The sequence below is a fragment of the Cupriavidus sp. P-10 genome, assembly GCF_003402535.2.
Taxonomy (GTDB): domain Bacteria; phylum Pseudomonadota; class Gammaproteobacteria; order Burkholderiales; family Burkholderiaceae; genus Cupriavidus.
Genome location: NZ_AP025171.1, coordinates 1 through 26,795 on the forward strand (window position 1 = coordinate 1; position 26,795 = coordinate 26,795).

Consider the following 26,795-nt stretch of genomic DNA (forward strand, 5'->3'; position numbering starts at 1 on the left):
ATGCCCATCAAACGCTCCCCGGCCGCCACGGGGGATCGAAGTGTCCTCAACCTGGATGCCGAGCCCTCCCGCATCATTGTTCCCGGCAACGAGAACAGCCTGATTCCGTCCGAGAAATTCCAGCGTCTGTTTGACGAGGCGCAGGCCATGGAACGCGAAGACGCCTGGCAAAGCGGCGAAGTTGGCTTCCTGAGCCGCGCCAGCGTCCAGGTCACGCTGCCATATCGCGCGCCCAAGGGCGCGCCGCCGGTATGGACTCGCACAAGCGGCAATATCTCGCTGATGATCCAGCCCGGCTACTTCACGCAGCAACGCTCCGAGCGGGCCGCCAACGGCCGCCAGAAGCTGGTGTCAGAGACGGTCTCGCTGGGCTATCCCTATGGCTCCTATCCGCGCCTGATGCTTGCCTGGATCGGCAAGGAGATCATGGCGAAGAAGAAGCGTGGAGAGTTCACCGGGACGGTGGAGGACCGCCGCATTTCGCTGGGCAATTCGTTGTCCGAGTTCATGTACAACCTCGGCATCCCGATGGCTACCGGGGGCAAGCGCGGCACCATGACGCTGGTACGCCAGCAGATGATCCGGCTGTTCTCCGCGACCATTGCGATCGTGCAGAACAAGTCCACGCCCAGCCAGAACCAGAACCCCAACCACGAGCCGTTGTCGATCGACCGTGTCGGCTACCTGCTGGCCGACCAGCTGTCGACCTGGTGGGACCCGATGCAGCCGGGGCAGGGCTCGATGTTCGAGAGCTTTGTGGTGCTGTCCGAGCCGTTCTTCAACGAACTGGTGAACCGCCCGGTTCCGGTGGACATGCGGGCGCTGAAGGCACTGAAACAGTCGCCGTTCGCGCTGGATGTCTATTCGTGGCTGACCTACCGGTTCTTCACCATCCAGCGTCGCACCGAGATCCCGTGGGAAGCGCTGCAGATGCAGTTCGGCACGGAAACCGAAAGCGAGCGCAAGTTCCGCGCCCTGTTCCGCAAGGCGCTGAAGGACGTGCTGGTGGTCTATCCTGGCGCAAAGGTCGATGCGGACTCGTCCAAGGCGCTGATCCTGCAGCCGTCCCGTACCAGCGTGCGCAAGCTGGGCTGACCGCGTGGCCGCGATGGCCAGATGCAAAAAAGGCAAGCGTTGAACGCTTGCCTTTTTGTTTGTCCGCCGCGGCAGGCTGCTGCAGCGGGCAAAACAGCTGGATCAGGCCGGCTTGATGGCCGAAGCCTGCAGGCCCTTCGGACCCTGCTTGACTTCGAACGTCACGCGCTGCCCATCCTTCAGGGTCTTGAAGCCAGAGCCCTGGATTTCGGAGAAGTGCGCGAACAGATCTGCACCACCGTCGTCCGGGGTAATGAAGCCAAAGCCCTTGGTCTCGTTAAACCACTTGACCGTACCGGTTGCCATAAGAAATTTCCTTTTCGAAGCAAGTTCTAGTACACCACGCAAACAACCGTTCAAGCACGTTGAGTTCTCGTAGATACCGAACGGAAGCCGACGAGGTTGACACGACTTGACTCGACTGTAGCGCGCATCATAACCACTTTGGATTGCGGTGTCATGTGCGGCGTAATGCGCACTACAAATACTTTAGACACAGGGGCCGCCGCATATCAAGCAAATTTATTGTAGGAACGCCATTGCCTGGCGAAATGCCGTGTGTCGCTCGACACATCTTAATAAAACATTTGTAAATTTGTAAAACGGTTGAAGCGTCACCTGCTTTTGGCTACAGTTGCGCCTTAAGAGTCAACTGCGCTTTCAGCGCTGAAAGAGAGGTCCAGTGGCAGCCAAAATCATCACCGTCTTCAACCAGAAGGGCGGTTGCGGGAAGACCACGGTCAGCATGCATCTGGCGGGAACGCTTGGTTTGCGGGGCGCCCGATCCATGCTGGTCGACATGGACGAGCAAGGCACCGCCACCCGCTGGGCCGCTCAGGCCAGCGATGAGCGCCCGTTTCCCGCGTCGGTGATCGGGCTGGCGCCGTCGGGCGGAGCCATGCACCGCGAGGTCCGTAAATTCGTGCAGGACTACGATTACATCTTCGTCGACTGCCCGCCTGCGGTCCATTCGGCGGCGCCGTCCAGTGCGCTGCTGATTTCCGACCTTGCCATCATCCCGGTGGTGCCGTCGCCTCCGGACCTCTGGGCTGCGGTTGCCGCAAAAACGCTGGCACAACATGCGCAAGTCCAGAATGAAACGCTGCTGATTCGCGTGATGGCAAATATGGTGCAGCGGCGCGTGTCGATCGCACGGCAGGCAATCGAGATCCTCGGAGACGATGGCGAGGTGCCGTTGTTGAATTCAATGATTGGATCGCGCTCGGCATTCCGTGAATGCCAGGCGATCGGCTGTACCGTCCATGGCGTTGCCGGGGCGCGCGAGGCGGTACAGGAGGTCGACATGATGGTCGACGAAGTGTTGTCTTTGATTGAGCAATAAGGCATGGCTACAAAACTGAAGAGCCTCAAGGCCGGCATGCTCGCCGGCATGGTGGCGGAGAAGCACCGCAACGACACGCTGGACAGGTTCGCGCGGGCCGAGGCAGCGATTTCGCAGCATCCGAACGGCCTGCTGCAGGGCAGGGCAAACGATGGCGCCACCGTTTTCAGCGCTGAAAGTGCGGGCGAGATGGCATCCGGCCGGCAGCTGATGCGGATTCCGCTGGCGCAGCTCCATGACAATCCGCTGAATGCGCGCCGGATCTATGATCCCGCTGTCGTGCAGGAGCGCGCGGCGTCGATCGCAACGCATGGCCAGAAGACCCCGGGCCTTGCTGCCCCGGACCCGTCGCGTCCCGGCCACTACATCCTGATCGACGGCCACTACCGTAAACGAGCACTGGCGTCGGCCGGCAAGCTCGAGATGGAGTGCTTTGTCGAGGACGACCTGAGCGACCTGGACTTCTATCGCCTGTCGTTCATGCTCAATGAGCAGCGCTCGGATCAGTCGGCGCTCGACAATGCGATCGCCTGGCGCCAGTTGCTTGACGAAGGCAAGGTTCAAAAGGAAGAAGAAATTTGCGAACTGACCGGGATGTCCGCCGGAACGGTCAACAAGACGCTGGCGCTGTTGCGCCTGCCGGAATCCGTGCTTGGCGTCATGCGCGAGCGGCCGAGCGCGATCGGCATTGCCGCGGGCTATGAGCTGACTTTGTTCTGCAAGCTGGCAGGGGAGGAGCGGACCCGCGAACTGGCGGCGCGGATCATCAACGATGGCCTGTCGAGCCGTGAAGTCGAGGCGATCCGCAAGCACGCCCAGGAAGGCAAGGCGCGCAAGGTCAAGGAAATCAGCCGGCAATACAAGATCCGAACCGACGGCGGCCAGTTGCTCGGGACCATCAAGGAGTGGGACTCGGGGCGTGTTGTCCTCGATGTCCAGCTCGGCGACCGCAGCGCCCGCGAGGATCTGGTCGAACTGCTCAAGGCTCGCTTCGGGCTGGACAAGACCTTGCTCTGAATTACCGTCGAACCGGGGTGTGGTGGAGCATGGCGGGCCACCACAGCCCCGGGACATCCGTCCCCGGCCCTGCCAGGAATGGTCGATAAGATCCTGCTGCGTACCAAGTTCTTCGGTGGCAGCATCGCCACCAATCCCGCTTTCTACTGCCGATCCCCTACGGCAATTCTCCCTCCGTACCAATTTCTTCGACAGGCGCCAACGTTGCCCGGCAACGCTCCGAGTCGCGCACGAGGTCACGTGGCGACCGGACCGGGAACGCCGCATCCAACCTCCGATATCGGGTAATCGCCATCGACAGCAATGCATGCAGCCCTCGCACCGAGTAGGGCGGGTGGGGCGTGCTGGCCAGCTTGCGCTGTGCCCGCCGCGTGGGGGGCGCAGCGGGCGGGCCAAGCAAGGGCACATCCACCGCGGCCGGCGCATCCAGGTCCAGCCCCCGGTCCTGCCAGTGGCGACGTAGCGCGGCCAGCGCAGAATCGCTGAGCGCAAGCCGCCTATCGGCTGGCGCATCCGTCACCGTCGTTGCCGGCGCGTGATCGAGGATCGGCAGGTCATCCCAGCGCAATGCCACCAGCCCGGTGAACCGCGGCCGGCATTCACGCAGCAGCGCGACCGCCGCCGCCGCGGCACGATAGCGCATGCCGCCCGGCTGGCTGCCTTCACTCTCCAGCCAGGCGGTAAAGCGCACCAATGCCATCTCGTCGACAATCCCCTCGCCGGTGGCATCGTCCGTGTCCAGCACGGATGACACAGCCTCGGCCGTCGCCATATCGACATCCACCGCTGCAGTCCTTGCCGGCCCGCCCATTGGCAGCCACTGCGCGGCCGCGCCGTACCCATTGCGCGCCATCCAGCCCCACAGCGCGCCCAACACACGCATGCTATGGCGCACGCTGGCGTCACCCAGCGGCCCGGTAAAGGGCCGCCAGGCCCCGACTTGCCTGGGAGCCCGCGGTCCGCACCAGCGCGCCGCCGGCTGCGGGTCCGCAAGAAAGGCCAGGTATGCCTCGCGATCCTGCTCGTCCAGTGCAGAGAGATCCTTGCGGCGTTCGATCGCCGACCACAACAGCAACCGTTCGGCTTCCTTCCGGTACGCCGCAAACGTGGCGCCAGCGGGAGAACCGCTGGCATGCAGCCACTTGCGCACCACGTCGACGCCGCGGGCAAACGGACAATCGGGTGGCGCCCCGGCGCTGTTGGCGAGAAATTCCAGTGGCAGCAGGCGTGGCATGTCAGGCGCCAGCGCGCCAGGCGCCAGCGGCGTGCGGTTGCCCAGATGCGCGGCCAGCATTGGCTGGCCCTGGGCAGTGCGAACCAGTCCGCGATGCTCCGCCAGCCAGCGATTGATAGCCTGGCCAGCGAGTGCGCCGATCCGGGGCACTCGCCGCCACCATCCCGCGCCGCGAACATTAGCCAACCCTATAAGTGCTTTAATCGTAACAATTTCTGCGTTGCGAAGGCGCCGCGCCAGCGATGGCCCGAACCATAGTTCGACGCCGTGCTCCGCCCGCGGCGCCGCCGTGCCGAGCCGTTCCAGTTCCGCCAACGCGTCGACACGGCGATCCATGCCCCGGTTGGAACGGCCCGGACCGGCCACCAGGAGTTCGGCCAGATCCGCCCGGCCGTGGAGATGCGCCAACTGGACCATGCGGTCGCGCAGGCCCAGCAGCGTGCGCAGCGCCGACTCTCCGGCATCGTCGTCATCCCCGTCGTCGGCAAGATAGCGGCCGACGACCATCGCCGCAGGCATGCCCTGGACATAGGCGCGGACCGCAGCGAATTCACTGCGAGTCAGGCTGACGGGGTGCGATCCGGGCAACATGGTCAGCGGCGTGGGACGGTCGGTGGGGGAAGGCACATAGCTTGGCGATAACTTCTTGATTTATAAGGCACTTGAAGCCAGGCCAAATTGATCCGGCCGGAAATGCACACCAAAGCGCAATGCCGATAATTTTATGCGAGGTAAGCGGCATTCCGCCAGCCCCTGCGCCACCCGAACGCCTGTTTGCCCGGTTAAGCTCGTTGCCAGGGTCGCAGTGGACCGGCCGGAACGAGGTTCCGGGGCAAGGGGAGGGTCCCCCTCGGGAATACCCGCTGCAACGCAACAGAGGCTTGCTTTCGACGCCCCTGTTTAATAAGCTGAAGATCAGAATTAGATTCTTTTAAATCTGATTGAGAAGTTACTAAAGCGTCAGTCATGAACTGCGCGGCCCGGCAATGCCGGTCCGGAGCGGCTCGAACGGCGCAAACGGGGCGATTCGGCACTCCAAGGGAAGGGACAGGCGCGGCAACCGACGGGACGCCGTACCAGGCCAGGAACAAGCCGGACCGTATGGATCGACGCGAGCCGCAGCATAGTGGAAGCCGGTCCAACAGCAAGAACGGGTTGTCGCAGGACCTGGGCTTGCCGCAATAAGAAGGAGAGCGGCCATGGCCAGCATCCTCTTGATCGAACACCATCCACTCCTGCGCCTGGGTCTTCGCCACCTCCTGGCCCAAGCGCATATCCCAGGCGACCTGATCGATATCGATCCGCTCGCGCCAATCGACTCCGACCTCTGGCTGACGGAGCCCGACTTGCTGGTCTATGGGCTACCGCCCGACGCCGCGGCAGGCTGGGCGCAGCTCGATGACCTGTGCGAGCGCCTGCGGCCCCGGCGCGTGCTGCTGCTGACCGAGCAGCCCGCCGCGGCACTGTCCCGACCGGCCCTGCCGGAGTCTGTACGCGGCTGCCTGCACAAGGCCGCGAGCGCCGAAGCGCTCGACGCCGCGGTGCGGCTCGTGCTGGCCGGCGGGGAGTGCTTCCCTTCCGTGCTGCTGTCCGAGCCGGCCGCCGGGCGCGGCGACGAAGGGCGCATGCAAGCCACACCCGCACCGACCAGTCACACCTCCGCCCCGGTCGTGGTACCGCTGCATGCGGTGCGCGGCGAAATGCCGCCTGCGCCCGCGAACGAAACGCCGTCGAGCGGCGCGCACCTGCTCAATATCACCGAGCGGCAGTACGAGGTGCTGGCCTTGCTCGCGCGGGGCTATCCGATCAAGACCGTCAGCCGGATGCTCAATATCTCCGTCGCCACGGCCAAGACCCATGCCTGCACGCTTTACCAGCGTCTGCATGTCCGCAACAAGGGTGAAGCGGTCTACGTGGCGCTGCAGCGCGGCGCTACGCTGGACTGGGCCGGCCCGCCGGCGGTGCGGCCGCTTGGCGCCTGCCAGGCCGCCTGATCCCTGCATGACTGGTCGGGGGAGCATCGGTCGCAACTATGCCGGCGCCGGGCGGATCCGGTGCCGGGGCCGTCCCCCGCAGGTCATCCTTTTGACGTGGCGGCCTCCACCAAAAGCATGAGGCGGTGGCAGGTAGCGCTTGCTACGTTGAGAAGGAGGCGTTCGCCGCCGCCTGCCGCACGCCATGCGGCGGGTGCCGACAGGCAGGGCGGCGCGCTTGCCGCGAGGCTCGCCAAGTTCACCACGGCGGGCCATTCCGGCCACCTGACCTACTGACCCTGCGGGCCCATCGCGCCGTGATCCGGCCGTGGGCGCCATTGCTGAATCGATGCCGACCTACCTGATTGCCAGCAACGAAATGATGTGCCGCACGCTGGTGCGGCGCCTGGAAGCGCTAGGCCTGCCGCGACCGATCCGGTGGCGCGCGCCGCAATGGCTGCAGGAGAGCGCTGCCAGGCGGCAGCGGCACCCCGACGCGGATGACCTCGGCAGCGACCCGACCGACGTGGCGCTGATCGATTGCAGCGGCCTGGAAGGCGATCCGCGCAAGCTGCTCGACCAGATGCAGGCCCGGCTCGCGCCGCGCCGATGGCTGGTGTTGTCCGATCGGCTGGACGCGACGCTGATCGTCCACGCTGCGCTGCTCGGCGCCAGCGGTTGCCTGGCAGTGCCGGCACCCGCCGAGCTGGTCTGCGCCGCGACCGCGCTGGTGTGGGCCGGCGGCCAGTGCTTCCCGCGCATGGCGCTCTCGCTGATGCCCGCAGCGTCCCAGGACATCGTCGGCGCTGCCTGAGCCTGCGTAACCCTCGCACGCTTCCTTCCATTGGCCACGACAGGATTACAGCCTGCGGATGAGGGCGCGCTGTGCATGCAAGCACTATGCTTGAGATGCCCGGCGCGCGAGTGGCCCCGTTTCAAGAGGCAGGCCGCCCCGGGATGCTAGGGGGTCGTATGGAAGGCGGGATGGATTACCTGGTCGTGCATGGCTTCGCCGTGCGCGAGGGCCGGGGCAAATGGGCTTGCTGCTTCGAGATCCGGTTGGCTGGCGCGGGTGAACAGCCACTGCTGTATCGCGGAGAACTGCATGGCCGCAGATTCGATTGCGAGCACGCTGCAGCGCAGGCCGCGCACGAAGCAGGACAGCGTGAAGCGGTATTGCGCGTGGAGAGCCTGCGCGCGCTGATCCTGGCGCAGCATCGCCTGCGCCTGCCGGCGGCCACGCTGCCCTGAGCTACGGCGCCACAGAGCGCCTTTCCGGTTTCCGCATGCCTCGCCAGCGCCAGGGTGGGGCGCGACCGGAACTGCCGTGGCGCAACGGCAGTGCAGCCATGCGGCCTGCATCCAGCCACGCTGCTTCCGCCGAACCTTGCCGTGCATCCACAGGTCATGCGCGCACCTGCGCGTCGCCCGCGACGGCGATCGTCTTCGCGCGAGCGATGCCATGCCCCAAAAAAAGAAGCCCGCCGACCGGGGGACCATGCGGGCTTTGAAGGCGTGCGGGCAATACTGCCCGCCCACACGTCCTCTTGACGATATCCAATCGGCACGCGCGCCTGTATCCACCAGAAGCATCATGCGCGTCACGCATGCGGCTGAATGCCACTAAACCGACTCAACCGGACTCAACCTCTCAAGCGATTTCCGGTACCTGCGGCGATCCGCGGCAGAACCATCATAGCCTTCTGCGCATCCCATCGATGCCATTGGCGTGCGCCGCTTCGGGCCGCGTCCTGACGCCCTGGCGTCATGGCCCGTGCAAGGTTTGTGCGCCGTCCAACAGACTGTCCTGAACCACGCGCGCCAAGATCGCCATCACGACCGATGACGCAAGCATTTGGCTCGGTGCAGGGAGAAGGCGGGCATGACAACAGTCAGTGCACGGCGGCCGGATCGCAACGCGCCTTGGCGCGCATCCGGCGCGGACCGTGCATACCCGCAAACGGATCGGCATGGCAGGCGCGGAGGTCTCTAGTGTACGGCGACACCAAAATGCGTGGACGTGGCGGGCCCGGGTTGCGTGGCGGCAATCCGGTGTGGTCGCACGTCAACTGCCATATCGACCTGTGGATCGAGTTGCTGCACGGACTCGAGTTGCCACCGGTCGCCGCGCTGCCGTGCGCAGTGCGCCAGGATTTCGAAGCCGACCATTTCACGCAGTGCCGCTTCCCGGCCGCGGACCTGGAGCGGCTCTACGGGCTGACCGCCCATGCGCTGACACTGTACGACACGCTCGAGTCGCACGTGGCGGCGCAGACCGCGCGCGGCCATCTGGTCGTGATCGAGCTGGACAGCAGCCAGTTGCCACCGGCGCCCGGCGCGGGCTACCAGCGCCACCGCACGCCGACCTGCATTGCCGTCGACGTGCTGATCCCCGAGGCGGGCGCCGTCGGCTATTACCACACCGACGGCTACCACACCGCCAGCGGCGAAGACTACGCCGCGATCTTCCGGCTGGCGCCGGGTGCGCGCAGCGCCGAGACGCTGCCGTTCGTGCATGCCGACGTGGTGCGCCGCGATGGCCGCCTGTGCGGGCGCGAGCCGCTGCTCGATGCTTCGCTCGCACTGCTGCGCAAGCACCTCGGCAACCGTCCGCAGCAGAATCCCGTCACACAGTTCCGCGCCGTGTTTCCCGCGCACCTTGAGCGGTTGATGGCGCGCGGCGAGCCGGGCTTCCACCACTACGCCTCGGGCGTGCTGCGCCAGCTCGGCGCCAATTTCGAGCTGCTCGCGCGCTACCTGCGCTGGCTGATGATGCAGGGACAGGATATTCCCGAGAAGGCGACCGAAGCTTGCTACACGATGGCGTCGGAAGCGATGGTGATGCAGTTCCGGCTGATGCGCGCCGTGATCAGCCGCAAGCCCGACCGCTGCGAAGATTGCCTGGACCAGCTCGAGGCCTCATACCAGGCCAGCGTGCCGGCGCTGGCCCGGCATTTTGGCGAGTATGTGCCATGACCGCCGATGCCGATGCCGATGCCGATGCCGATGCCGACGCCGCGGCCACGGGCCGGGCCGCCACTGCCCCCGCCACCGTCTCGACCGTCACCACCATCACCCCCGTCAGCGCCGTCACAACCTTCACCGGCGTAACGTCGTGCGTGCCTTGCGGCCCGTGGCGATGGCTGCAGACGCTGCCGGGCGCGGCACCGTCCCCTGCGGTGCTTGACGACGGCGCGTGCTGGCTGCCGGCACCGGTGCCCGGTTCGGTCGCGATGGCCATGCGCGCGGCGGGCCGCTTGCGCGAAGGCGCACCGGTGCCGCTGCACTGCCACGACTACTGGTACCGGCTGCGCTTTGCCGGACACGGGCCGCGGCTGCTGCGCCTGCGCGGCCTGGTGCGCGGCACCGAAGCGTGGTTCAACGGGCGCCTGGTGATGGCTGTCGAGGATGCGATCGGTTGGGGAGCCGGGGTGCACGAGGTGCACGAGGCCGCGATCGAACTGTCGGGCGTGAACACGATCGACCTGTGCTTTCGCGCGCCGCGCGTGCTGCATCCCGCCGCGGCGGCAGCGCGCGGCTGGCGCTGCACCACGATCGCCGGCGCCGGTCACCTGGTCGGCTTCCTTCCGCGCGCATTGCCGCTGGATGCGATCGGGCCATGCCAGCCCGTCGAACTGATCGCGCCCTTTCCGTCGCTTCCGTTACCAGTGGTTTCCTCCTGTCGCCCCGCACTTCATCCCGTCTCCGACTTTTGCACGAGGACCCGGCGCCTGCCGGCCCCGCTGCCCCGCGCCGCACGCTGAACGCGGCGCGCAAGCGCGCCGCTCGGCTTTCCGGCCAACCTCCCGATGGATGAGCGCTTCCCCACCATTCGCCTACTGTCGGAACGTCTCGCCATGACGCTAAATAGAGTCACTGGCTTGCAGTCAGCGCCGCAGCAGGGTCAACGGCGTAGCCAGGCAGTCGGATACCAGTCATGCCGGCCACGCTGGCGCTGAACGGGGGGCCGGCAAGGCCAAAGCCCGTTTTCCCGAGTGGCGTTCGCCGTGCCGGCAGGACGTTGTTCCCGAAAACGGGTTTGGACAGGGGGTACGAAAAATGATTACGCATCGGTCGGATCTGCATGTCAATCATCTGCTCAGCGCACTGCCGCGCGGCGAGTGGGAAACGCTGGCCCAGCATTTCGAGCTGGTCCGGCTGCGCGCCGGGGAGTTGCTCACGGATTCCGGCCAGCGCATCGTCCACGTCTACTTTCCAACCACCGCAGTGGTTTCGCTGCTGTCGCTGCTCGAAGACGGCGCCACCGTCGAGATCGCCGCGGTCGGCCATGAAGGGCTGGTCGGGATCCCCGTGGTCACCGGTGGCGACACCATGCCCAGCCGCGTCGAAGTGCGCAGCCCCGGCCTCGCCTACCGCATCCCCGCGCGCATGCTGCGCACCGAACTGCCGCGCCTGCCCACGCTGCAGCGCGTGACGCTGCTGTACGTGCAGGCGATGCTGACGCAGATCGCGCAGACCGCTGCGTGCAACCGCCACCACTCGCTGAACAAGCAGCTGTGCCGCTGGCTGCTGCTGGCGATCGATCGCCTCAGCTCCAACGAGCTGGTGATCACGCAGCAGGTCATCGCCAACATGCTTGGCGTGCGCCGCGAAGGCGTGACCGAGGCCGCGGGTAAGCTGGAGGACCTGGGATTGATCCACCACAGCCGTGGCCACATCACGGTGCTGGATCGCTGCGGCCTGGAGAAGCATTCATGCGAGTGCTACAAGCTGGTCAAACGCGAATATGACCGGCTGCTGCCCGCGCTCGCCAGCGCCTGAGCGGCGCAGCTGGCCGCCCCTGGCGGCGTGCGGCTGACCACGCGCGGCGCAGGACGCCGCGCTGATCCCATTTGAGGAGCGGTACCCGTGAGCAGACTGTCATATGCCGGTGCACCGGCGGAAGGTGCGGCCCCCCGGCGCGAAGCCCAGCCCGCCGGCACGCGCCAGGCGCGCGCACTGATGGACCATATGGGCTGGATCGTCGCTGCGGGCGTCGTGGGCGCCGGCTTCGGCGCGCTGGTGGCGTTCTCTGAGCCCCCGCAGTACCGCGCCCAGGCGCTGGTGCAGGTGGAAGGCCGTGACGGCGGCGTGCGCAACGTGGCGCAGACGCAGGGCGTCGCCGGCTTCGACGCGGGGCTGCTCAAGAGCCGTGCCGTGGTCGGCCCCGTGGTCGAACGGCTGCGCCTGGATATCACCGCGCAGCCGCTGCGCGCGCCGCTGGTGGGCGCGCTGGTGGACCGCTTCTCCACCCCCGGTAACGTGCGCGGCACCTGGCCCGCCAGCCAGGGCTATGCCTGGGGTGGCGAACGCCTGGTGATCGACACCATGACCGTGCCGGAAGATCTGGTGGACCAGCCACTGCTGTTCGAGACGCGCCGCGATGGTGCCTACCGCCTCTTCAACCAGGACACGCTGCTGCTCGAGGGGCGTGTCGGCGAGACCGCCAGCGGCAACGGCGTCACGCTGCGCGTGGACAGGATCGAGGCCGCGGCCGGCACGCGCTTCGCGCTGACCCGGCATGACCTCGCGCGCACCGCCGAGTCGGTGCGCCGGGGCCTGCAGGTCGAAAGCGAGGGCGCACAGGCATCCGCCGGTTTTGGCGGCACACCGGCGCAGCCGGGCGGCACGGTGCGCGTGAGCTGGCAGTACCCTGACCGCCAGCTTGCCGCCGAGCTGGTCAACGGCGTCACGCGTGCCTATATCGACGGACAGACCACCAAGCGCCGCGAAGACGCCGCCGGCACGCTGGCCTTCCTGTCGAACGAACTGCCGCGCGTGCAGGCAGAACTGACCCGCGCCGAAGAGGCGCTGACGCGCTACCGCGCGCGTACCGGCTCGCTGGCGCCCAGCCGCGATGCGCAGTCGTTCCTGAACAACAGCATGGAATACCAGCGCCAGATCGCCGGGTTGCGGCTCGAGCGCACGCGGCTGCTGCAGCGCTTTACCGCCGAGGCCAATGAAGTGCGCATGGTCGACAGCCAGATCCAGCAGATGACGCGCGAGCGCGCCGAGATCGATGCGCGCATGCAAAGCCTGTCGACCTCCGAGCGCGAATCGGTGGCACTGACGCGCGACGTCAAGGTGGCCGAGGACATGTACATGACCCTGCGCAGCAAGGTCGAGCAGCTGTCGCTGATGCTGTCCGACAGCTCCAGCCAGCTGCGCGTGATCGACGCCGCGATCGCGCCGGTGACGCCGGTGGGAATCGGCACGTGGCCGTTCGCTTCCGTGGGCGCGCTGCTCGGGCTGTGCCTGGGCGTAGCCGGCGTCAACCTGCGCCAGCGCCTGCGGCCGTCGGTGGCCAGCGCGGCCGATGCCGAAGAGCGGCTTGGCATGGCCATGCTCGGCGACATCGCCTTCAGCAACGAGCAGGCCGAGCTGGAACGCCAGATCGAAACCAAGCGCCGCCTGGGCATTGCCGCGGGCTTTACGCTGCCGACCGAGGCGCGCCTGGGCTGGCCCGAGCCCGGCACCGAGGTGATCGATGCCGACACCGCCGCGGCACCCGAGGACGATCACGCGCGCGCCGAACGGCTGCTGCGCCAGGGCCTGCACGACCAGTTCCTGCTGGCGCGGCGCGCACCGCATTCGCTGGCGGTGGAGGGCCTGCGCACCTTGCGCGCGGCGCTGCACTTCGCGTTGCGCGATGCGCCCAATTGCGTGGTGGCGGTCACCAGCCCGGCCAGCGGCGCGGGCAAGACCTTTACCGCGGTCAACCTCGCGGTGCTGTTCGCCGAGGCCGGCCAGCGCGTGCTGCTGATCGATGCCGACCTGCGCCGCGGGCGCGTCGCGGACTGGTTCGACCAGCCCGTGGAACCGGGCCTTGCGGAAGTGCTGGCCGGGCGCGCGGCAATCGCCGATGCGGTCAGGCCGAGCGTGGTCAGCGGCCTGTTCCTGCTCAACCGTGGCGCGGCACCGGCGAATCCGTCCGAACTGCTGATGCTGCCGGCGCTGGCGGAAACGCTGCGCCTGTGCGCGGGCCGTTTCGACCTGGTGCTGGTCGATACCCCGCCGGTGCTGGCCGTGGCGGATGCCACGCTGGTGGCGAACCTGGCGGGCTCCACGCTGGTGGTGGTGCGCGCGGACGTGACGGCGGCGGGCCAGGTCGACGACACCCTCAAGCGCCTGGCGCATGCCAATGCGCGGCTTGCGGGCGGGATCCTGAACGGTGTCATGCCACGGCGCAGCAACCGTTCGGACTTCAATACGATCAATCCCTACCTGGGCATGCCGTTGCCGGTGCCGCAGAGCAAGCACCTCGCTTTGGAAAAGGCAGAAGCACCCCGGCGATCCTGAGCCGAGGCACGCGCGGCGTACCCGTTTCTGCGGGGGGCCGCGCGTGCCGGTTCCAGGGATGGGGCGCACCGCCGGGAAGGGCGGTGCGGGGGGCGGTGCGGCGGGTGGTGCGGTGGTCGGCACGCTGGCCGCTATTGCGCGAACAGGATGTGCGCGCCAACGTTGTTGTTCGCGGCATCGGCCCCTGGGCTTACCTTGATCGTGTAGCTTCCGCCAGTCAGGTCTGTGGTGATCGAGTTGTTCCTGAAGGTGGATGCCTTGATAAAGCCGACCACGGATTTGGTGCCGAAATTCTGCTGGGGATAGACGATCTTGTTGCCCGAGAAGGTGGCAACGCCAGCCCGGATATTGGGGAAATCGTCGCGATAGTCCGGCTTGTGCGTGCTGATGAGCGTGTTGTTCTCGATCAGGACCCTGGCCCCGGCATCGAGTGCCTGCAGTCCGACGCCACTGCTCTTGATGGTATTGCCCCTGACGATCGTGTTCACCGTCTTCATGTCGCCCATGCCCTCCGAAAACGCGGGATAGACGCCGCCATCGATGGTATCGATCACGTTGTTCTCAATGACCGATCCGGGCGCTGACAGGATCATGACGTAGGGATGCTTGTTGCCGGCGCGGCCCACGATTTCCGAGTTCCGGATGGTGACGTTTTCGGTGTTCCTGCCATTGTCGCCACCGACGAACTGCGAGCCCTTGTTGTTCACGAAGCGGCAGGCATCGAAGACGATATCGCCTGTTCTCGCGGTCACGCGCTCGGCAGGCGCGTCGGGTTCGATATCCACCCCGGCAGCGGGGGCGTGGGTCGGGTAGGAACCGTCGGTAATACCCGTGTTGCGGAACGAGGACCTGGTGATCCGCAAGGTCCTGGCCTGCATGATGCTCATTCCCTGCCGCGCATTGTTGTAGGAATCCACATTGTGGATGACGCCATTGCGATCGGCGTTGAACTCCCCGCCGATGTACAGGCCGTCGCAGGCAAAGTGATGGATTTTCAGGTGGCTGAGTTCATAGTTGGAACTCGCGTTCGTCTGGATGCCGTGTGAAGACGTTTCACTCAGGGGTTTGCCATCCGGCGAAGGCGGCCGCGACATCTTGTCCACGTTGCCGTAGAGCTCCAGGCCAGAGATCCTGAAGTTGGTGGAATGCCTGACCTCGAACCCGAGCTGGTGCCTGTAGGAATACCAGGATTGACCGCTGCTCTTGTCGTTGGTGATGGTGAAGTCCCCCTTAAAGGAAACCACGGAACCGGTGCAGCCGATCAGGCTGAAGTTGCTGGCTTTCGAGAGCAGGATATTCTGGATCCCGTTCGCAGCGGGGCCGGCGATCGCGAAGCGATCGATGTTGTAGGTGCCTTTGGGGAAATAAACGATCTTGCGCTTGATATACCTGTAGTTGGATATCTCTGCCGCCATTCTCTGGAAGGCGGCATAGTCGTCCGTCACGCCATCCCCCCTGGCCCCGTAGGCGGTGATGGACTTCACGATCGCGCCCGGATAAGCCCGTTTCTCGGCAGTCAGCAGAGGACAAGGGTCTCCGGCTTCATTCGGGTCTCTGGCTGCCGCCTGGAAGCCTGTCTGTGCATAGCCGGGAAGGGGCAGGAATACACAACAGACGGCTGCTGCGATGGAAGTCCGGAACAGCTTCGGCTTCGTTCGCCTCTGCGAAGCAGGCATATCGGTTCCCCTTCAGTGATGCCGTGGTTGAGCCGGATCCGGCCCGAAGCCGGCAGCGGCGTTGCGGATGAATCCTTGCAAGCAGTCTGCTGGCCCGGTTGCCGTGGTCGCGTGCCGCCGCGAGCGCTAATGGCAAGCCCTCCGGTCCGGCATCGGACGGAGGGCAGCCATGTCGGCAAGGAGCGGGAGGCCACGGACAGTTTCCTGTCCTGCGGCCTGTTCAATGTTGCCGTTCTCAGGCGCGCTTGGCGGGTTTGGCTAGCTTGGCTAGCTTGGCGGGCTTGGCGCTGTACTCGCCGAGGTAACGGTACTTGCCGAAGTAGTAATGCGCCCGGTACCAGCGGCCCTCGATGCGCAGCCCGTTGAGCAGTACGCCCTTGACTTCCGCTCCGCTCTGCAGGAGCGCTCGCTGCGACGCCTGCAGCTCGCTCACCGTGGTCTTTTCCGCGAGCGCGACGAGGAAGACCGCGGCCGCCTTGCTGGCCAGGATGCCGGCGTCGGTTGCGGCGAGGATCGGCGGGGTGTCGATCATGACCAGGTCGTAGCGCATCGTGAGCGTGTTGATCAGGTTCTCCATCGCCGGGCTGAGCAGGACGTCCGCCGCATGCGGCGGCTCGCTGCCGGTCGAGATAAAGTCCAGGCCGGGCGCAACTTCCCTTTGCACGACCTGCTCGAATGGCGCCCCCAGCAGCAGTTCGGTGAGCCCCGGCGTGCGCCGGGCGCCAAAGCGGCGATGCAGTGATCCGCGCCGCAGGTCGGCATCGATCAGCACCACGCGCTTGCCGCTGGCGGCGATCGCCGAGAAGTTGGCGCAGATAAAGGACTTGCCGACACCCGGCGCCGGCCCGGTGATGACCACGGTGCGGTTCTTGTTGCCGGCCAGGGCGAACTGCAGCGCGGTGCGGAAGCTGCGCAGCGTCTCCACGGCAGGATCATCCGGCTGCCGGCGAACCAGCAGCCCGTCGCCGTTGGGGACCTCCTGCGAATGTGCTTCCTCCGGGGTGAAGGGGATCGTGGTGTAGACCACCATGCCCGTGCGCCGCTCGATCTCGTCGGCGTCCGCCACGCCGCCGTTGAAGGCATGGCGCAGGACGACCGCCGCCAGGCCGGCGAGCAGGCCGAGCACGACCGCCAGCGTGGAAATCACCTCGCGGTTCGGGCGGATCGGGCTGATCGGCACTTCCGCCGCGTCAACCAGGCGCGAGGTGCCTACCTTGCTGGCCTTCATCAGCCTCAGCTGCTGCATGTCGTTCAGCAGCGACTGGAGCATCTCGGTGCTGACCTTCACGTCGCGCATCAGGCGCAGTACGTTCTGCTCGACGTCAGGCAGCTTCTGGATGCGGCCAGTCAGGCCGTTGATCTGTGCGTTGACGCTGGCGATCTGGCCGTCGATCAGCGAGATGATCGGATGGTTTGGCGTAAAGCGGGCGTCCAGTTCCTGCCGCTTCTGGCGAAGCTCCTGCACCTTGGTCTGGAGCTGCACCGACTGGTTCAGCATCAGTTTCGATTCCTCGGTCAGGTCAACGGTGCCGCGCTGGTTGCGCATCGCGTTGTAACGGGTCTCCGAGGTTTCAACCTGCTGCTTGAGCTGCGGCAGCTGCTGCTCCAGGAAGGCCAGCGACTTCTCTGCTTCGGCGGCCTTGCGCAGCAGGTTCTGCTCGACATAGGCATTGCCGATCTCGTTGAGCGTGGCCGCCACCATTGCCGGGTTGCTACCTTCCAGCGAGATGCCGATCACGCCGCTTTGCCGGCCGCGTTCGGTGATCACCAGCCTGCTCTGCAAGCTCGAGATCGCGGTGCTGCGCGGCACGCGGCGCAGGTCGAACCTGGCGCCGCTGTTCCCGTCGAGCTCCCTGACCAGCAGGCGCACGGGACCGGCCGGCGTGGCGATCGCGAGGGGCGCGCCGACCTTGCCGGTGCCCTTGACGCCCTCGCCGAACGACACCGTGTAGCCACCGTTGCCGGTCGCCGTCAGCAGGATCTTGCTGCCCTCCATCGATGCAGGCACATCCAGTTGCTGCACGGCAATGGCTTCACGCCCCCAGGCATAGCCACCCCATCCGAACAGGCCCGGCTTGGACAGTTCCGCGTTGAAGTTCGCAATGGTCGATCCGATCACCGGGAAATAGCGCGGCTGCGCCTCGATATCGAGATTCAGGGCAGCGATGGCCTTGCCCACCACCATCCGCGAACGCAGCAGCTCCATTTCCGCCGAAGCGGCCGGCTTGATGTCCAGCCCCGGCGATATCGACGTGGACAGCTTGCTGGCGTTGTTCAGCGGACTGTTGCTCTCTTCCACCTGGACCACGACGTCGGAGCGGTAGACCGGCGAGGCGACCATCGCGTAGAGCAGGCCCAGCGCGACGATGACGATGGCGGTGCCGAGGAACGTCCAGCGGTAGCGGACCAGGATGTCGACGTACGAGGTCAGGTCGATGGCTTTTTCGCGCTCGACGCTTTCCTCGATGGCATCGTCCCGTTTGCTTATCGTTCTCATGTCGCCTCCCTGTGGCATTCAGTCGCTGCAACCGGGTACTCCTTTTCCAGTTGCGACGACCATGACGAGATTCCCTGCTTGATCAATTCCAGGACGATGCTGAACATCTGCTGCGAGCAGCCGTACGGGTCGGGTACGTCAAGATCGAGGCCTTCGCAAAGCCTGAACGTCTTGCCGCGCGACTGTGGGAAGCGCTCCTCCAGCGTTTCGCGCTGGAGGCTCTCCATGACCAGTACCAGGTCCGCGGATTCCACCAGAGCTTTGTTCACGGCCTGGGCGCGGTGTCCGGCAAGGCTGCAGCCTTCGTTGGCCAGCAAGCGCACGACGCGCGGATCGGCCGAGGCGCCGACTGGCGGCGCGAGCCCGGCCGAAGTCACCCGGCAATCGGGCAGGGCGCGGTTGAGCAGCACGGCCGCCATCGGGCTGCGGCAGACATTGCCGAGGCAGACGACGAGGATGGTTCTGGGCATACCTGTATCACTCACTTATTTGATCCCTGATGCCGTGCCGATCAGCGACGTGGACGGCAGCAGCAGGTTCATCACGCGACTCCAGCGAACCAGGTCGCGGGCGTCGACATAGACCACATCCTTCGGCTCCAGGTCGAAGCCCTCGGCGATGGCCAGCGCGGCCGGCGAAGTGCCGTCCAGATGGAACACCTTGGGTTCGCCGTTCGCCTCCTTGCGGATGACGAAGATCTGCTCCGCGTTGGCTGTGCCGGGATTGACGCCGCCTGCGTCACCCAGCGCCTCGTTCAGTGTCATGCGGCCATTGCGCATCAGCAGCGACGACGGCTTTGCCACTTCGCCAGTCACGAAGATCTTGTTGTCCTCGCGCTGCTCCACGCGCACGATGTCGCCGGAGCGCAGCATGATGCGCGCCGGATCGACGCCCTTGGTCAGCAGGGCCGGGATGTTGACGTACCAGCTGCGTTCGCCGCGCGTGACCCGTATGCGGCTGTTGTCGCCGGTCAGGTTCAGCACGCCGCCGGCGCGATTGAGCGCTTCAACCAGCGTCATCGGCGCATCGTCGATGGCGAGCATGCCGGGCGTGCGCACTTCGCCGTCGACGTAGACGCGCTGGCTGCGGAAGCCCAGCACGCGCACCGTCATCTGCGGATCGCGCACCACCCGGGACAGGACGCGGGCCATCTCGTTGCGCACCTCGTTGGCGGTCTTGCCGGAAACCTTCATGACGCCGGCATAGGGAAACTGGATGTCTCCCTGCGGGCTCACCACGTAGCCGGGCAGGTTGGAGCCGCCACTTGACTGCGGGATCTCGAGGCTGGCGGCGGGGCTGTAGGTCTGGGTCGGGAAGACCAGTTCCGGGTGGTCCCAGACCACCACGGAAATAATGTCGCCCGGGCCGATCCGGTACGGCTGCGCCTTGGCGAACAGCTCTTCGACGCGTTCGTTGGCGGGCTTGCTCTTGCTGCGCAGCTCGCGCACGAGATCAAGCGTGATCGGTGTCACGCTAGGCATTGCGTCGGGCCCGACCGCCTTGACCGGTGCCTTGCTGTCGAAAACCATGCCGGGAGAGGCGGCGCATGCCGACAGCAGCGCAGCGCTCAAGAGGGACAGCATCAACGCCGCAGGACCGCGGCGCTTGGCCTGGTCGGGACGCTGGGTATTGCAACTGCAGATTGATCTCACGACGATCTCCTCGCGAAGCGGGCAGGCACCCAAGCCGATACTGCACCCACGATGCGCTGATCGTAGGAACGGTGGCTGAAAAGCTCGGTGCGCTGACACACATTGCTTTCGAGCGGAGATACCCCAACACTGCCGGAGCGAAGGCAGCACGGCGCGGACCGCGACCCATCTCCTCCATCAGGAGGAGATGGGCCATCTGGACGATGCCGCTGCCAGGGCAAGGCTGTAATCTGCGGAAACATACCGCCGGTACGGCAACATGTCTGGTCAGCGAGTCGAGCATAGGCAATGACTCGGAAAACCGACATGACAGGATGCGCTGCAGTGTGCGGGGGACAACAATGAGCGCGGCGGCGGCGCTGCCAGAATGCTTAGAATCGGTGCAAACAATCGGGCGACGGCGCAATGCGCAACCGGGGGGTTGGGCATTCAGAGCCAGAGGCGCATCAGCGCGCCTTGTGCAGGACACGTGGCCAAGGACAACAAGGCTTGCACTGCAGGCCCGCGCAACGACGCCTGATTGATTTCTTACTTACATAAGGGGTTCCAACGAAGACCGGCTGGACCGGCAGGCCGAGAGGTTGTTTCACCCAACGGCACTGCAGGCGACGACTCTACCGATCTTCTTTCCGGAGAAACCTGGCATGCGTATGCAGATCGCCCGCAATGTGCTCTGGCTGGTGCTGGAGCGGGGCCTTCAAGTAGTGTTCGGCATCGTCAGCGTGGCCTTGATCGCGCGCGCCGTCGGTCCCGAGGGCTTTGCGGAGTTCCAGTACGCGCAGTCACTGGTGCTGATCGCCTCGGCGTTCGCGCTTATCTGCGGCAACGAAGTGGTCATCCCGCGCCTGGTCGCCGACCAGGCGCCAGCCGCGCAGCACAGGCTGCTGGCCCATGTGTTCGGCTTGCGCGAGCTGGCCGCGGTGGTGGGCTACGTGCTGCTCGTACTGGTCGTGGCAATGACGGAAGAGGACCAGGTCATTGTCGTGATCGTCATCATCGTCGGCATCCCCATGCTGTTCCGCGAACCGTTCGGCGCGGTCCGCTCATGGCTGCAGGCGCGTACCGACAGCCGCCCCGGCGTGATCTTCGGCATGGTCGGCCTTGCCTTCCGGATGCTTGCGGTTGGAGCGCTCTACCTGGCAGGCACGAAATCTGCCCCGGACTATGCCTGGGTGGTCGCCGTGGAGTCCCTGTTGTTTGCCGTGCTGCTTGCCCGCTATTACCGCAAGCGCAGCCCCCGCGTCGCGGTGCAGTTCGACTGGTCGCTGGCCCGGACACTGCTGCGTGACGGCACGGTCTTCTGGATGGGCATGATGCTGATGCTCTGCGCGAAGCGCATCGATCAGCTGCTGCTCAAGCCGCATATCTCTCTCTACGAGCTGGGCGGTTACGCGGCCTGCATGCAGGTCCTGGACAACTTCATGATGCTCAGCGCGATCGTCGCGAGCTCGGTGGCGCCGTTGATGATCTACGCGCAACCGAACCTGGCGCTGGTACGGCGCAACGTGATGTATGTTGCGGCCGGCATGATCGCGATGGGGGCGGTGGGGGGCGCGGTGCTGGCCTACTGCGCGCCCTGGATCATCGAGCTGATCTACGGCTCCCACTATGACGCTGCCGCAAGCCTGCTGCGGCTCTCCGCGATGGCATCCGGGCTGGTGTTCGCAGATGCGGCGCTGTCGCTGCTGGTGATCTATCTGCGCAAGCCGAACTGGCTGGTGGAGAAATGGCTCCTGGTGCTGTCCACCATGGTCGTGGTGGACCTCATCGCCATCCCGACCTACGGTGCCCAGGGCGCCGTCTATGGCTATATCGCGGGCAACGCGGTGGCTGTCCTTGCCGGCATCGGATTCTTCCTGCGGTCCCGCGAGCCGGTCGCCGTGGAGCAGGCGGCCGCGTGAGCGCGGCACGCCTGTAGTGGCCAACACTCTCGCTTGGGGCTTCGACCATGGAATATGCATCTTCCGCGTGGCATGTAATCAGCGCGACACTCGTACTGCTGATAGGCGTGCAAGTGACGCTGAGCGTGGGCCGCAAGTTCGGCACCCGGCCGAAATGGGCGCTGTTGCTCTATGCCTGGCACACGATCTTCTGCATCGTCTACGCGAAGCTGGTGATGGAGACCGGCGGCGACGCAGCGGACTACTTCGAGGCTTCGCTGTTGCCGTCACCGGAGTTTTCGATCGGCACGCGCGCCGTGACCTACTTCACGCATATCTTCTCGAACTACCTCGACTTCTCGTACCTTGGGGTGTTTTTTGTCTTCAATATCTTCGGGACGATCGGCCTGCTGGCCTTCGACGCGGTGCTGCGCACGGTGACCCGCGGCCGGAGCCGGTTCCTGCGGGGCCTGGCCATGGTGATCGTGCTGTTGCCCTCGGTCAGCTTCTGGACCGCCGCCCTTGGCAAGGATTCGGTTGCCTTCATGGCAACCAGCCTTGCGCTGTGGGCAAGCTTGTCCATGCCGCGCCGCAGCTGGCTCATGATCATCGCCATCACCTGCATGTTCCTGGTGCGGCCACACATCGCGGCGGTGATGATCCTGTCGCTCACGGGCGCGATGGTGATTTCGGCGAAGATGCCGTGGAAGTGGCGGGTCGCGCTGGTCAGCGTGGCGTTGGTCGCAACCGCGGCCATCGTGCCGTTCACCATGCAGTACGCGGGCCTGGGCGAGGCGAAGGACGCCGCCACCATCGAGGCGTATGTCGAGACGCGCCAGGGCTACAACCAGCAGGGCGGGGGCGGTATCGACATCGCCAGCATGTCGCTGCCGATGCAGCTCTTCACCTATGTCTTCCGGCCTTTGCCGCACGAGGCGAACGGCATCTTCGGCCTGGCGGCGTCGCTGGACAACGTGGTGCTGCTGCTGCTCGCCGTGCGTGGCGTGTGGGGCATGATCCACCGCCGGGGCAGCCACGTGGTGCTGAAGAACCGCGCGTTTCTCTGGATCTACTGCATCGGCGCCTGGCTGATCCTGGCGCCGATGACCGCGAACCTGGGCATCTCGGTGCGGCAGAAGTGGATGTTCGTGCCGATGCTGGTCTGCCTGCTGTTCTGCAGTATCAGGGAGAGGCGGGTCAGCCGCCGCGCGCCGGCGGCAGATTACCAGCCGCTGAATACCAGCCGCTAAATACCAGCCGCTGATTTGCTGATTTCCAGCCGCTGACCACCTGCCACTGATTCCAGCCACTGACTACCAGCCACTGACTACCAGCCACTGACTACCAGCCGCCAGGCCCGCCGGCGGCTGTGCAACGCTCCGTCCCGCAAATCAGGTGCGGGCCAACTGCCTGGCCTGCAGCGCCTTCCCGTTGATCCGACGATTGATATAGGCGCGCATCGGCTTCTCGATGACGAGATGAAGCAGGATGGCGAGGCTGACGGTCAGCGCCAACAGCAACATCGCCTGCACTCCCCCTGGCAGGGTGGCCACGCCCATCGCCCGGCCGCGCACGAATTCGAACAGGTATTGGGGAATGCGTTGCACGATGTAGAGGCAGTAGGAGATCTCACCGAGGAACACCAGGCCGCGCAGCGAAAACAGGCGGGTCAGTACATCCTTCTCGTAGGAGAGGAAGAACACCAGCCCGGCGGCGCCGGCCACGAACAGGACATCCAGGCCCAGTTCGACGCCGAGCACGCAGACGCCTATTGCCAGCAAGCCGCCGGCGGCCAGGCCATGATGGCCAGGCAGCGCTTCGCGCAGCCGGCAGAGCAGGACCCCCAGCAGGAACTCGGGAACCAGCCGCGCCACGCCGCCGCTCAGCGACAGATGCTCGGGAGAGGTGACTTCCACCACCGCCAGCGCCGCCAGGGCGATGCCGCTGGCCAGCAGGATGCGGGTCCTGTTCAGCCGTGGCGCTACCAGGAGGAACAACGGGAAGAACACATAGGCGAACCACTCGGCACTGACTGACCAGCCGACGTCATTCCATCCGCTCTCGCCCGCGTAGCGCCACGCGCCCAGCATCAGCATTTCCCGCAGGAAGTTGGACACGGTATAGCCGCCTGCGCCTACGCTGTGCGTGTGCAGCAGCAGATCCCGGGCGATCACGGCGAAGGCGAAGGAGAGCAGGCAGACAAGGTAGACCGGGTAGATGCGGGCGATTCGCGCCACGATGAACCGCTTCCACGAAATCGACTTGCCCGGCGCCGGATCGTAGTTGTAGGCGAGGATGAAGCCGCTGAGGATAAAGAAGCCGTCGACGCCGAGGTAGCCGTGGTCGAACCAGGTGCTGGTGAAGCCGATGTTGAAGAAGGTGCCTTCCGCTCCGTAGACATGGAACCAGTGCCTGCACAGCACCCATAAGGCCAGGAACAGCCGCAGGCTCGTAAGAGGTTTGAATTGTTGCATTGCAGGGCTCTGTGCTCTCGATGCCAGGGCCGCGGCACCCGGATCGCGGGTGCCGCGGCATCGGCCATGGCAGGCTTGCAGGGGCCCGGCCTGTCCTAGTCGGCCGGGAGCTTCGCTTCCTGGAACGCCGCCGGGGGGTGCGTCAACGCGCCGGGGTTGCCTTCGGCACGGGCCTGCGGCACGCCATGCGGCTCGATGTGGCGGCTGCCGCCCTCCCCGGCATGGCGGCGACTGACATGCTGCGCAATGCGCGGCGCGGCAAACTTGGCGCCGTAGACAAAGCGCAGCACCGGGCCGAAGCTCATCGCCGTCGCGGGTCCGGTGACGTAGAGGCCCGGCACGCGGGATTCAAAGTTGCGCGACACGTCGGGCCAGCCATCGACGAGCGAAAGTCCGGCGACGATATCCGGTGACAGGAAGGGATGTTTTGCCAGATCGACCCGGAAGCCGGTGGCGACGACGACGTGGTCGCCGGTGACGGTTGACGGGCCGCTCTCGCTGCTCACCTCCAGCACGACCTCGCCGTTGCGCACCGCGCCACGCCGGACAGTGGTCTGCATCCGGATGTCGACCTTGCCCACCACGCGGTCACGCAGCCACCACGCGCCCGAGGGTCCGAACGAAGTCTCGGCGATACGCCTGCGCAGCCGCTGTCCGAGCGGGCGGAACAGAGACGGGAATTCCGAAAGGACGTACGGATACCAGCCCTGGGCCAGTCCGCCCTCGGGATTGAGCACCCGCGAGACCAGGCTGCGGTCGACTTCCGGATCCTTGTTCCAGGTAATGATGCTGTCGCGGACCAGCACGCGGACATGCGCGCCCAGCTCGTTGAACAGCGCTGCGAGGCCGAGGGCCGACTGCCCGCCGCCGACGATCACGATGCGCTTGCCTCGCGCCCACATCAGGTTGCCGATCTCGCCGGAGTGCAGGACCTGCGGCCTGGGCAGCCCTTGCAGGGCAGGCGGCATGTGCTCGAACCCCTTGAGCCCGAGGGCAATGACCGCGCGCCGCGCCAGCAGCGCGCCCCCGTCGCTCAGGGACACGCGGAAGCCGCCGTCCTGGCGGCGCAGCTCCGTGACTTCCACCGGGCGCACGTGGCTGACCAGCTGCGACTGGAACCAGAGTCCGTACTCGACAAACCTTTCCAGCGGCAAGCGCATGCCGATCGGGGCATACGGCAGGTGCATGCGGCGGCTGTAATCCTCCAGCCTGTAGCCAGCAAGGGGCGCATACAGGTCCGAGGCGAAGGCCTCGGAGCGCATCAGCATCCCGGGCGGCATGAAATTGCGCCAGGCCAGCATCGGCTCGCCGAGCACCTGGTGAGGTACCCCAAGATGGCTCAGGTGGGCCGAGATCGACAGCCCATATGGGCCCGCCCCGATGATCGCGGTATCTGTGGTCGAGATCATTGCTGTTCCTGTTGGACCTGCTCGCGACGATTGGAAGGAAACCAGCCGCTCCACCATTGACGCAGGCGGGTGAGCGGAGGGCTCAGGCAGTATTGATGGAGGGCCGGCAGCGGGTCATCCCAGCGGAAGTAGCCGTCGAAGGTTCGCGCGCCGGGCGGCATCAGCCCGCCCGGTGCTCCGCGGATGAAGGTTGCGCGCCAGACCGAGCCCGTCTGGGCGGTGGCCGCAGGCAAGTCGGGCAGGTCCAGTTCATGGCGATACGCCGCCAGCGGGATGTTGACCCCGCACAGTGTGGCGATTTCCTCCTGCCAGTCGATCCGCCCCACGGTTGGCTCGATCATCACGAAGCGCTGGTGTTTGTCGTCCCACTTGTACTCCATGCTGCCCATGCCGTCGAAGCCGGCACACCTGGCAAAGTCGAGCGTGATCCGTTCGAGTTCGGCGTGCGCCTCCGGCGCGGCGACGCAAACGGCGGTGCTGCCGATATCGGGCGGCCAGCACGCCAGTTTCCTGCCGGTAAACACGGCCGCCGCCTTGTCATCCTTGCCGCGGTAGAAGAGGGTGAAATAGATATTGCTCTGCGGGCCTTCGATCCACTCCTGCGCCACGATGCCCCCGGGAGTGCGCAGCATGGCGCGGGCGTGCTCCTGCCCCTCGGCCAGCGATTCCACGCGGATGGCGCGTTCCTTGTCTCCGCTCAGGGCCTGGCGCTTGTCGTCGGGCTTGATCACGCAGGGAAAGCGCAGGGAAGCCAGCTGGGGCACGTCGAACTGGCCGTTCAGGATGACCGTGCGGGGCACCGGGAAGTCATGGTCCTGCGCAAAGCGGTGGAACGCCGCCTTGCTGCTGAGCATGCGCACGCCCTGCGCGGACGGCATGCGCAGCCGGTACCACAGCGACAATTCCTCCCGCGCTTCGGAGACACTGTGGACGGCATCCTCGTCAGTCAGGAACAACACGGGACGGTGCCCCAGCCGGCGCGCGAGCGCAATCATGTCGTCGATGAAATCGCGCCCAACGAAGCTGCGAACGCCATGCCGGCGGACATGGCGGGACCACAGCGCCGGCGCGGCGTGCTTCGTTTCCGCCACGATGACGGGGATCCCCTGGCTCGACAATGACCGCACTAGTCCAAGCCCGCCGAGTTCGCCGCCGACGACTACCGCCGCGGGCATCTCTGCCGCATCGAGCCTGCTTTTCATCATGATCTCCAGGAGGGATAAGCGCTGTACCGGACAGCGGGTGCG

The 26,795-nt window shown here is 65.9% G+C and carries 21 protein-coding genes; 12 read left to right on the forward strand and 9 right to left on the reverse strand.

Annotation, left to right across the window (positions count from 1 at the left end; all coding sequences use genetic code 11):
• Positions 1-1,095: a replication protein RepA gene (locus tag CTP10_RS17180; protein WP_116319192.1), complete on the forward strand. Its 1,095-nt coding sequence runs from the start codon at positions 1-3 to the stop codon at positions 1,093-1,095.
• A 102-nt stretch (positions 1,096-1,197) separates the two neighbouring features.
• On the opposite strand, the gene CTP10_RS17185 is transcribed toward CTP10_RS17180, so the two are convergent.
• Complete coding sequence (locus CTP10_RS17185) at positions 1,198-1,401, reverse strand: cold-shock protein (protein ID WP_006159056.1); 204 nt, start codon at positions 1,399-1,401, stop codon at positions 1,198-1,200.
• Between the two features lie 376 nt (positions 1,402-1,777).
• On the opposite strand from CTP10_RS17185, the gene CTP10_RS17190 reads away from it, so the two are divergent.
• The gene (locus CTP10_RS17190; RefSeq protein ID WP_116319194.1) at positions 1,778-2,437 is read left to right on the forward strand and encodes an AAA family ATPase; all 660 of its coding nucleotides are present in this window, start codon (positions 1,778-1,780) and stop codon (positions 2,435-2,437) included.
• A gap of 3 nt (positions 2,438-2,440) precedes the next feature.
• The gene (locus CTP10_RS17195; RefSeq protein ID WP_116319196.1) at positions 2,441-3,454 is read left to right on the forward strand and encodes a ParB/RepB/Spo0J family partition protein; all 1,014 of its coding nucleotides are present in this window, start codon (positions 2,441-2,443) and stop codon (positions 3,452-3,454) included.
• A 157-nt stretch (positions 3,455-3,611) separates the two neighbouring features.
• Here the strand turns inward: CTP10_RS17195 and CTP10_RS17200 are convergent, their stop codons facing one another.
• The gene (locus CTP10_RS17200) at positions 3,612-5,315 is read right to left on the reverse strand and encodes a phage integrase family protein (protein WP_233528102.1); all 1,704 of its coding nucleotides are present in this window, start codon (positions 5,313-5,315) and stop codon (positions 3,612-3,614) included.
• A 572-nt stretch (positions 5,316-5,887) separates the two neighbouring features.
• On the opposite strand from CTP10_RS17200, the gene CTP10_RS17205 reads away from it, so the two are divergent.
• The 7 genes from CTP10_RS17205 to CTP10_RS17235 all read left to right on the forward strand — a co-directional run bounded on the left by CTP10_RS17205 (position 5,888) and on the right by CTP10_RS17235 (position 13,960).
• Positions 5,888-6,682 carry a helix-turn-helix transcriptional regulator gene (locus tag CTP10_RS17205; RefSeq protein ID WP_116319200.1) on the forward strand — a complete coding sequence of 265 codons (795 nt, stop codon included), beginning with the start codon at positions 5,888-5,890 and terminating at the stop codon, positions 6,680-6,682.
• A gap of 328 nt (positions 6,683-7,010) precedes the next feature.
• Entirely contained in the window at positions 7,011-7,475 is a 465-nt protein-coding gene (locus tag CTP10_RS17210) for a response regulator transcription factor (protein WP_116319202.1), read from the forward strand.
• A gap of 158 nt (positions 7,476-7,633) precedes the next feature.
• Complete coding sequence (locus CTP10_RS17215) at positions 7,634-7,912, forward strand: hypothetical protein (RefSeq protein WP_116319203.1); 279 nt, start codon at positions 7,634-7,636, stop codon at positions 7,910-7,912.
• Between the two features lie 741 nt (positions 7,913-8,653).
• Positions 8,654-9,637, forward strand: coding sequence for a DUF1839 family protein (locus CTP10_RS17220; RefSeq protein WP_376790657.1), 984 nt, complete (start codon positions 8,654-8,656; stop codon positions 9,635-9,637).
• Positions 9,634-10,425: a hypothetical protein gene (locus tag CTP10_RS17225; RefSeq protein WP_158577666.1), complete on the forward strand. Its 792-nt coding sequence runs from the start codon at positions 9,634-9,636 to the stop codon at positions 10,423-10,425. The genes CTP10_RS17220 and CTP10_RS17225 overlap by 4 nt, the downstream gene beginning before the upstream one ends.
• A gap of 295 nt (positions 10,426-10,720) precedes the next feature.
• Positions 10,721-11,443 carry a Crp/Fnr family transcriptional regulator gene (locus CTP10_RS17230; RefSeq protein WP_116319207.1) on the forward strand — a complete coding sequence of 241 codons (723 nt, stop codon included), beginning with the start codon at positions 10,721-10,723 and terminating at the stop codon, positions 11,441-11,443.
• Positions 11,444-11,530: 87 nt separating this feature from the next.
• Positions 11,531-13,960 carry a polysaccharide biosynthesis tyrosine autokinase gene (locus tag CTP10_RS17235; RefSeq protein WP_116319209.1) on the forward strand — a complete coding sequence of 810 codons (2,430 nt, stop codon included), beginning with the start codon at positions 11,531-11,533 and terminating at the stop codon, positions 13,958-13,960.
• 131 nt (positions 13,961-14,091) lie between these two features.
• Here the strand turns inward: CTP10_RS17235 and CTP10_RS17240 are convergent, their stop codons facing one another.
• From CTP10_RS17240 to CTP10_RS17255, 4 genes are all read right to left on the reverse strand, one after another.
• A complete protein-coding gene (locus CTP10_RS17240) occupies positions 14,092-15,636 on the reverse strand; it encodes a right-handed parallel beta-helix repeat-containing protein (RefSeq protein WP_233528103.1) in 1,545 nt (514 codons plus the stop codon).
• Between the two features lie 235 nt (positions 15,637-15,871).
• Positions 15,872-18,133 carry a polysaccharide biosynthesis tyrosine autokinase gene (locus tag CTP10_RS17245; protein ID WP_116319211.1) on the reverse strand — a complete coding sequence of 754 codons (2,262 nt, stop codon included), beginning with the start codon at positions 18,131-18,133 and terminating at the stop codon, positions 15,872-15,874.
• A complete protein-coding gene (locus CTP10_RS17250; protein ID WP_116319213.1) occupies positions 18,130-18,603 on the reverse strand; it encodes a low molecular weight protein-tyrosine-phosphatase in 474 nt (157 codons plus the stop codon). The genes CTP10_RS17245 and CTP10_RS17250 overlap by 4 nt, the downstream gene beginning before the upstream one ends.
• A 15-nt stretch (positions 18,604-18,618) precedes the next feature.
• Entirely contained in the window at positions 18,619-19,785 is a 1,167-nt protein-coding gene (locus CTP10_RS17255) for a polysaccharide biosynthesis/export family protein (protein ID WP_116319215.1), read from the reverse strand.
• Positions 19,786-20,429: 644 nt separating this feature from the next.
• Between CTP10_RS17255 and CTP10_RS17260 the strand changes: the two genes are divergently transcribed.
• Positions 20,430-21,686 (forward strand): lipopolysaccharide biosynthesis protein, encoded by a 1,257-nt coding sequence (locus tag CTP10_RS17260; protein WP_116319217.1) that lies wholly within the window; start codon positions 20,430-20,432, stop codon positions 21,684-21,686.
• 47 nt (positions 21,687-21,733) lie between these two features.
• The gene (locus tag CTP10_RS17265; protein ID WP_116319219.1) at positions 21,734-22,915 is read left to right on the forward strand and encodes a hypothetical protein; all 1,182 of its coding nucleotides are present in this window, start codon (positions 21,734-21,736) and stop codon (positions 22,913-22,915) included.
• A gap of 141 nt (positions 22,916-23,056) precedes the next feature.
• On the opposite strand, the gene CTP10_RS17270 is transcribed toward CTP10_RS17265, so the two are convergent.
• The 3 genes from CTP10_RS17270 to CTP10_RS17280 all read right to left on the reverse strand — a co-directional run bounded on the left by CTP10_RS17270 (position 23,057) and on the right by CTP10_RS17280 (position 26,753).
• Positions 23,057-24,139, reverse strand: coding sequence for an acyltransferase family protein (locus CTP10_RS17270; RefSeq protein WP_116319221.1), 1,083 nt, complete (start codon positions 24,137-24,139; stop codon positions 23,057-23,059).
• 95 nt (positions 24,140-24,234) lie between these two features.
• Positions 24,235-25,548: an NAD(P)-binding domain-containing protein gene (locus CTP10_RS17275; protein ID WP_116319223.1), complete on the reverse strand. Its 1,314-nt coding sequence runs from the start codon at positions 25,546-25,548 to the stop codon at positions 24,235-24,237.
• Positions 25,545-26,753 (reverse strand): carboxylate--amine ligase, encoded by a 1,209-nt coding sequence (locus CTP10_RS17280; RefSeq protein ID WP_442875234.1) that lies wholly within the window; start codon positions 26,751-26,753, stop codon positions 25,545-25,547. The genes CTP10_RS17275 and CTP10_RS17280 overlap by 4 nt, the downstream gene beginning before the upstream one ends.
• Positions 26,754-26,795 lie beyond the last annotated feature (42 nt).

Coding starts and splice junctions, on each gene's coding strand:
- CTP10_RS17245 (WP_116319211.1), bottom strand. CDS start 18,133: ATGAGAACGATAAGCAAACGGGACGATGCCATCGAGGAAAGCGTCGAG.
- CTP10_RS17205 (WP_116319200.1), top strand. CDS start 5,888: ATGGCCAGCATCCTCTTGATCGAACACCATCCACTCCTGCGCCTGGGT.
- CTP10_RS17215 (WP_116319203.1), top strand. CDS start 7,634: ATGGAAGGCGGGATGGATTACCTGGTCGTGCATGGCTTCGCCGTGCGC.
- CTP10_RS17195 (WP_116319196.1), top strand. CDS start 2,441: ATGGCTACAAAACTGAAGAGCCTCAAGGCCGGCATGCTCGCCGGCATG.
- CTP10_RS17275 (WP_116319223.1), bottom strand. CDS start 25,548: ATGATCTCGACCACAGATACCGCGATCATCGGGGCGGGCCCATATGGG.
- CTP10_RS17260 (WP_116319217.1), top strand. CDS start 20,430: ATGCGTATGCAGATCGCCCGCAATGTGCTCTGGCTGGTGCTGGAGCGG.
- CTP10_RS17185 (WP_006159056.1), bottom strand. CDS start 1,401: ATGGCAACCGGTACGGTCAAGTGGTTTAACGAGACCAAGGGCTTTGGC.
- CTP10_RS17180 (WP_116319192.1), top strand. CDS start 1: ATGCCCATCAAACGCTCCCCGGCCGCCACGGGGGATCGAAGTGTCCTC.
- CTP10_RS17250 (WP_116319213.1), bottom strand. CDS start 18,603: ATGCCCAGAACCATCCTCGTCGTCTGCCTCGGCAATGTCTGCCGCAGC.
- CTP10_RS17240 (WP_233528103.1), bottom strand. CDS start 15,636: ATGCCTGCTTCGCAGAGGCGAACGAAGCCGAAGCTGTTCCGGACTTCC.
- CTP10_RS17280 (WP_442875234.1), bottom strand. CDS start 26,753: ATGATGAAAAGCAGGCTCGATGCGGCAGAGATGCCCGCGGCGGTAGTC.
- CTP10_RS17230 (WP_116319207.1), top strand. CDS start 10,721: ATGATTACGCATCGGTCGGATCTGCATGTCAATCATCTGCTCAGCGCA.
- CTP10_RS17225 (WP_158577666.1), top strand. CDS start 9,634: ATGACCGCCGATGCCGATGCCGATGCCGATGCCGATGCCGACGCCGCG.
- CTP10_RS17270 (WP_116319221.1), bottom strand. CDS start 24,139: ATGCAACAATTCAAACCTCTTACGAGCCTGCGGCTGTTCCTGGCCTTA.
- CTP10_RS17210 (WP_116319202.1), top strand. CDS start 7,011: ATGCCGACCTACCTGATTGCCAGCAACGAAATGATGTGCCGCACGCTG.
- CTP10_RS17265 (WP_116319219.1), top strand. CDS start 21,734: ATGGAATATGCATCTTCCGCGTGGCATGTAATCAGCGCGACACTCGTA.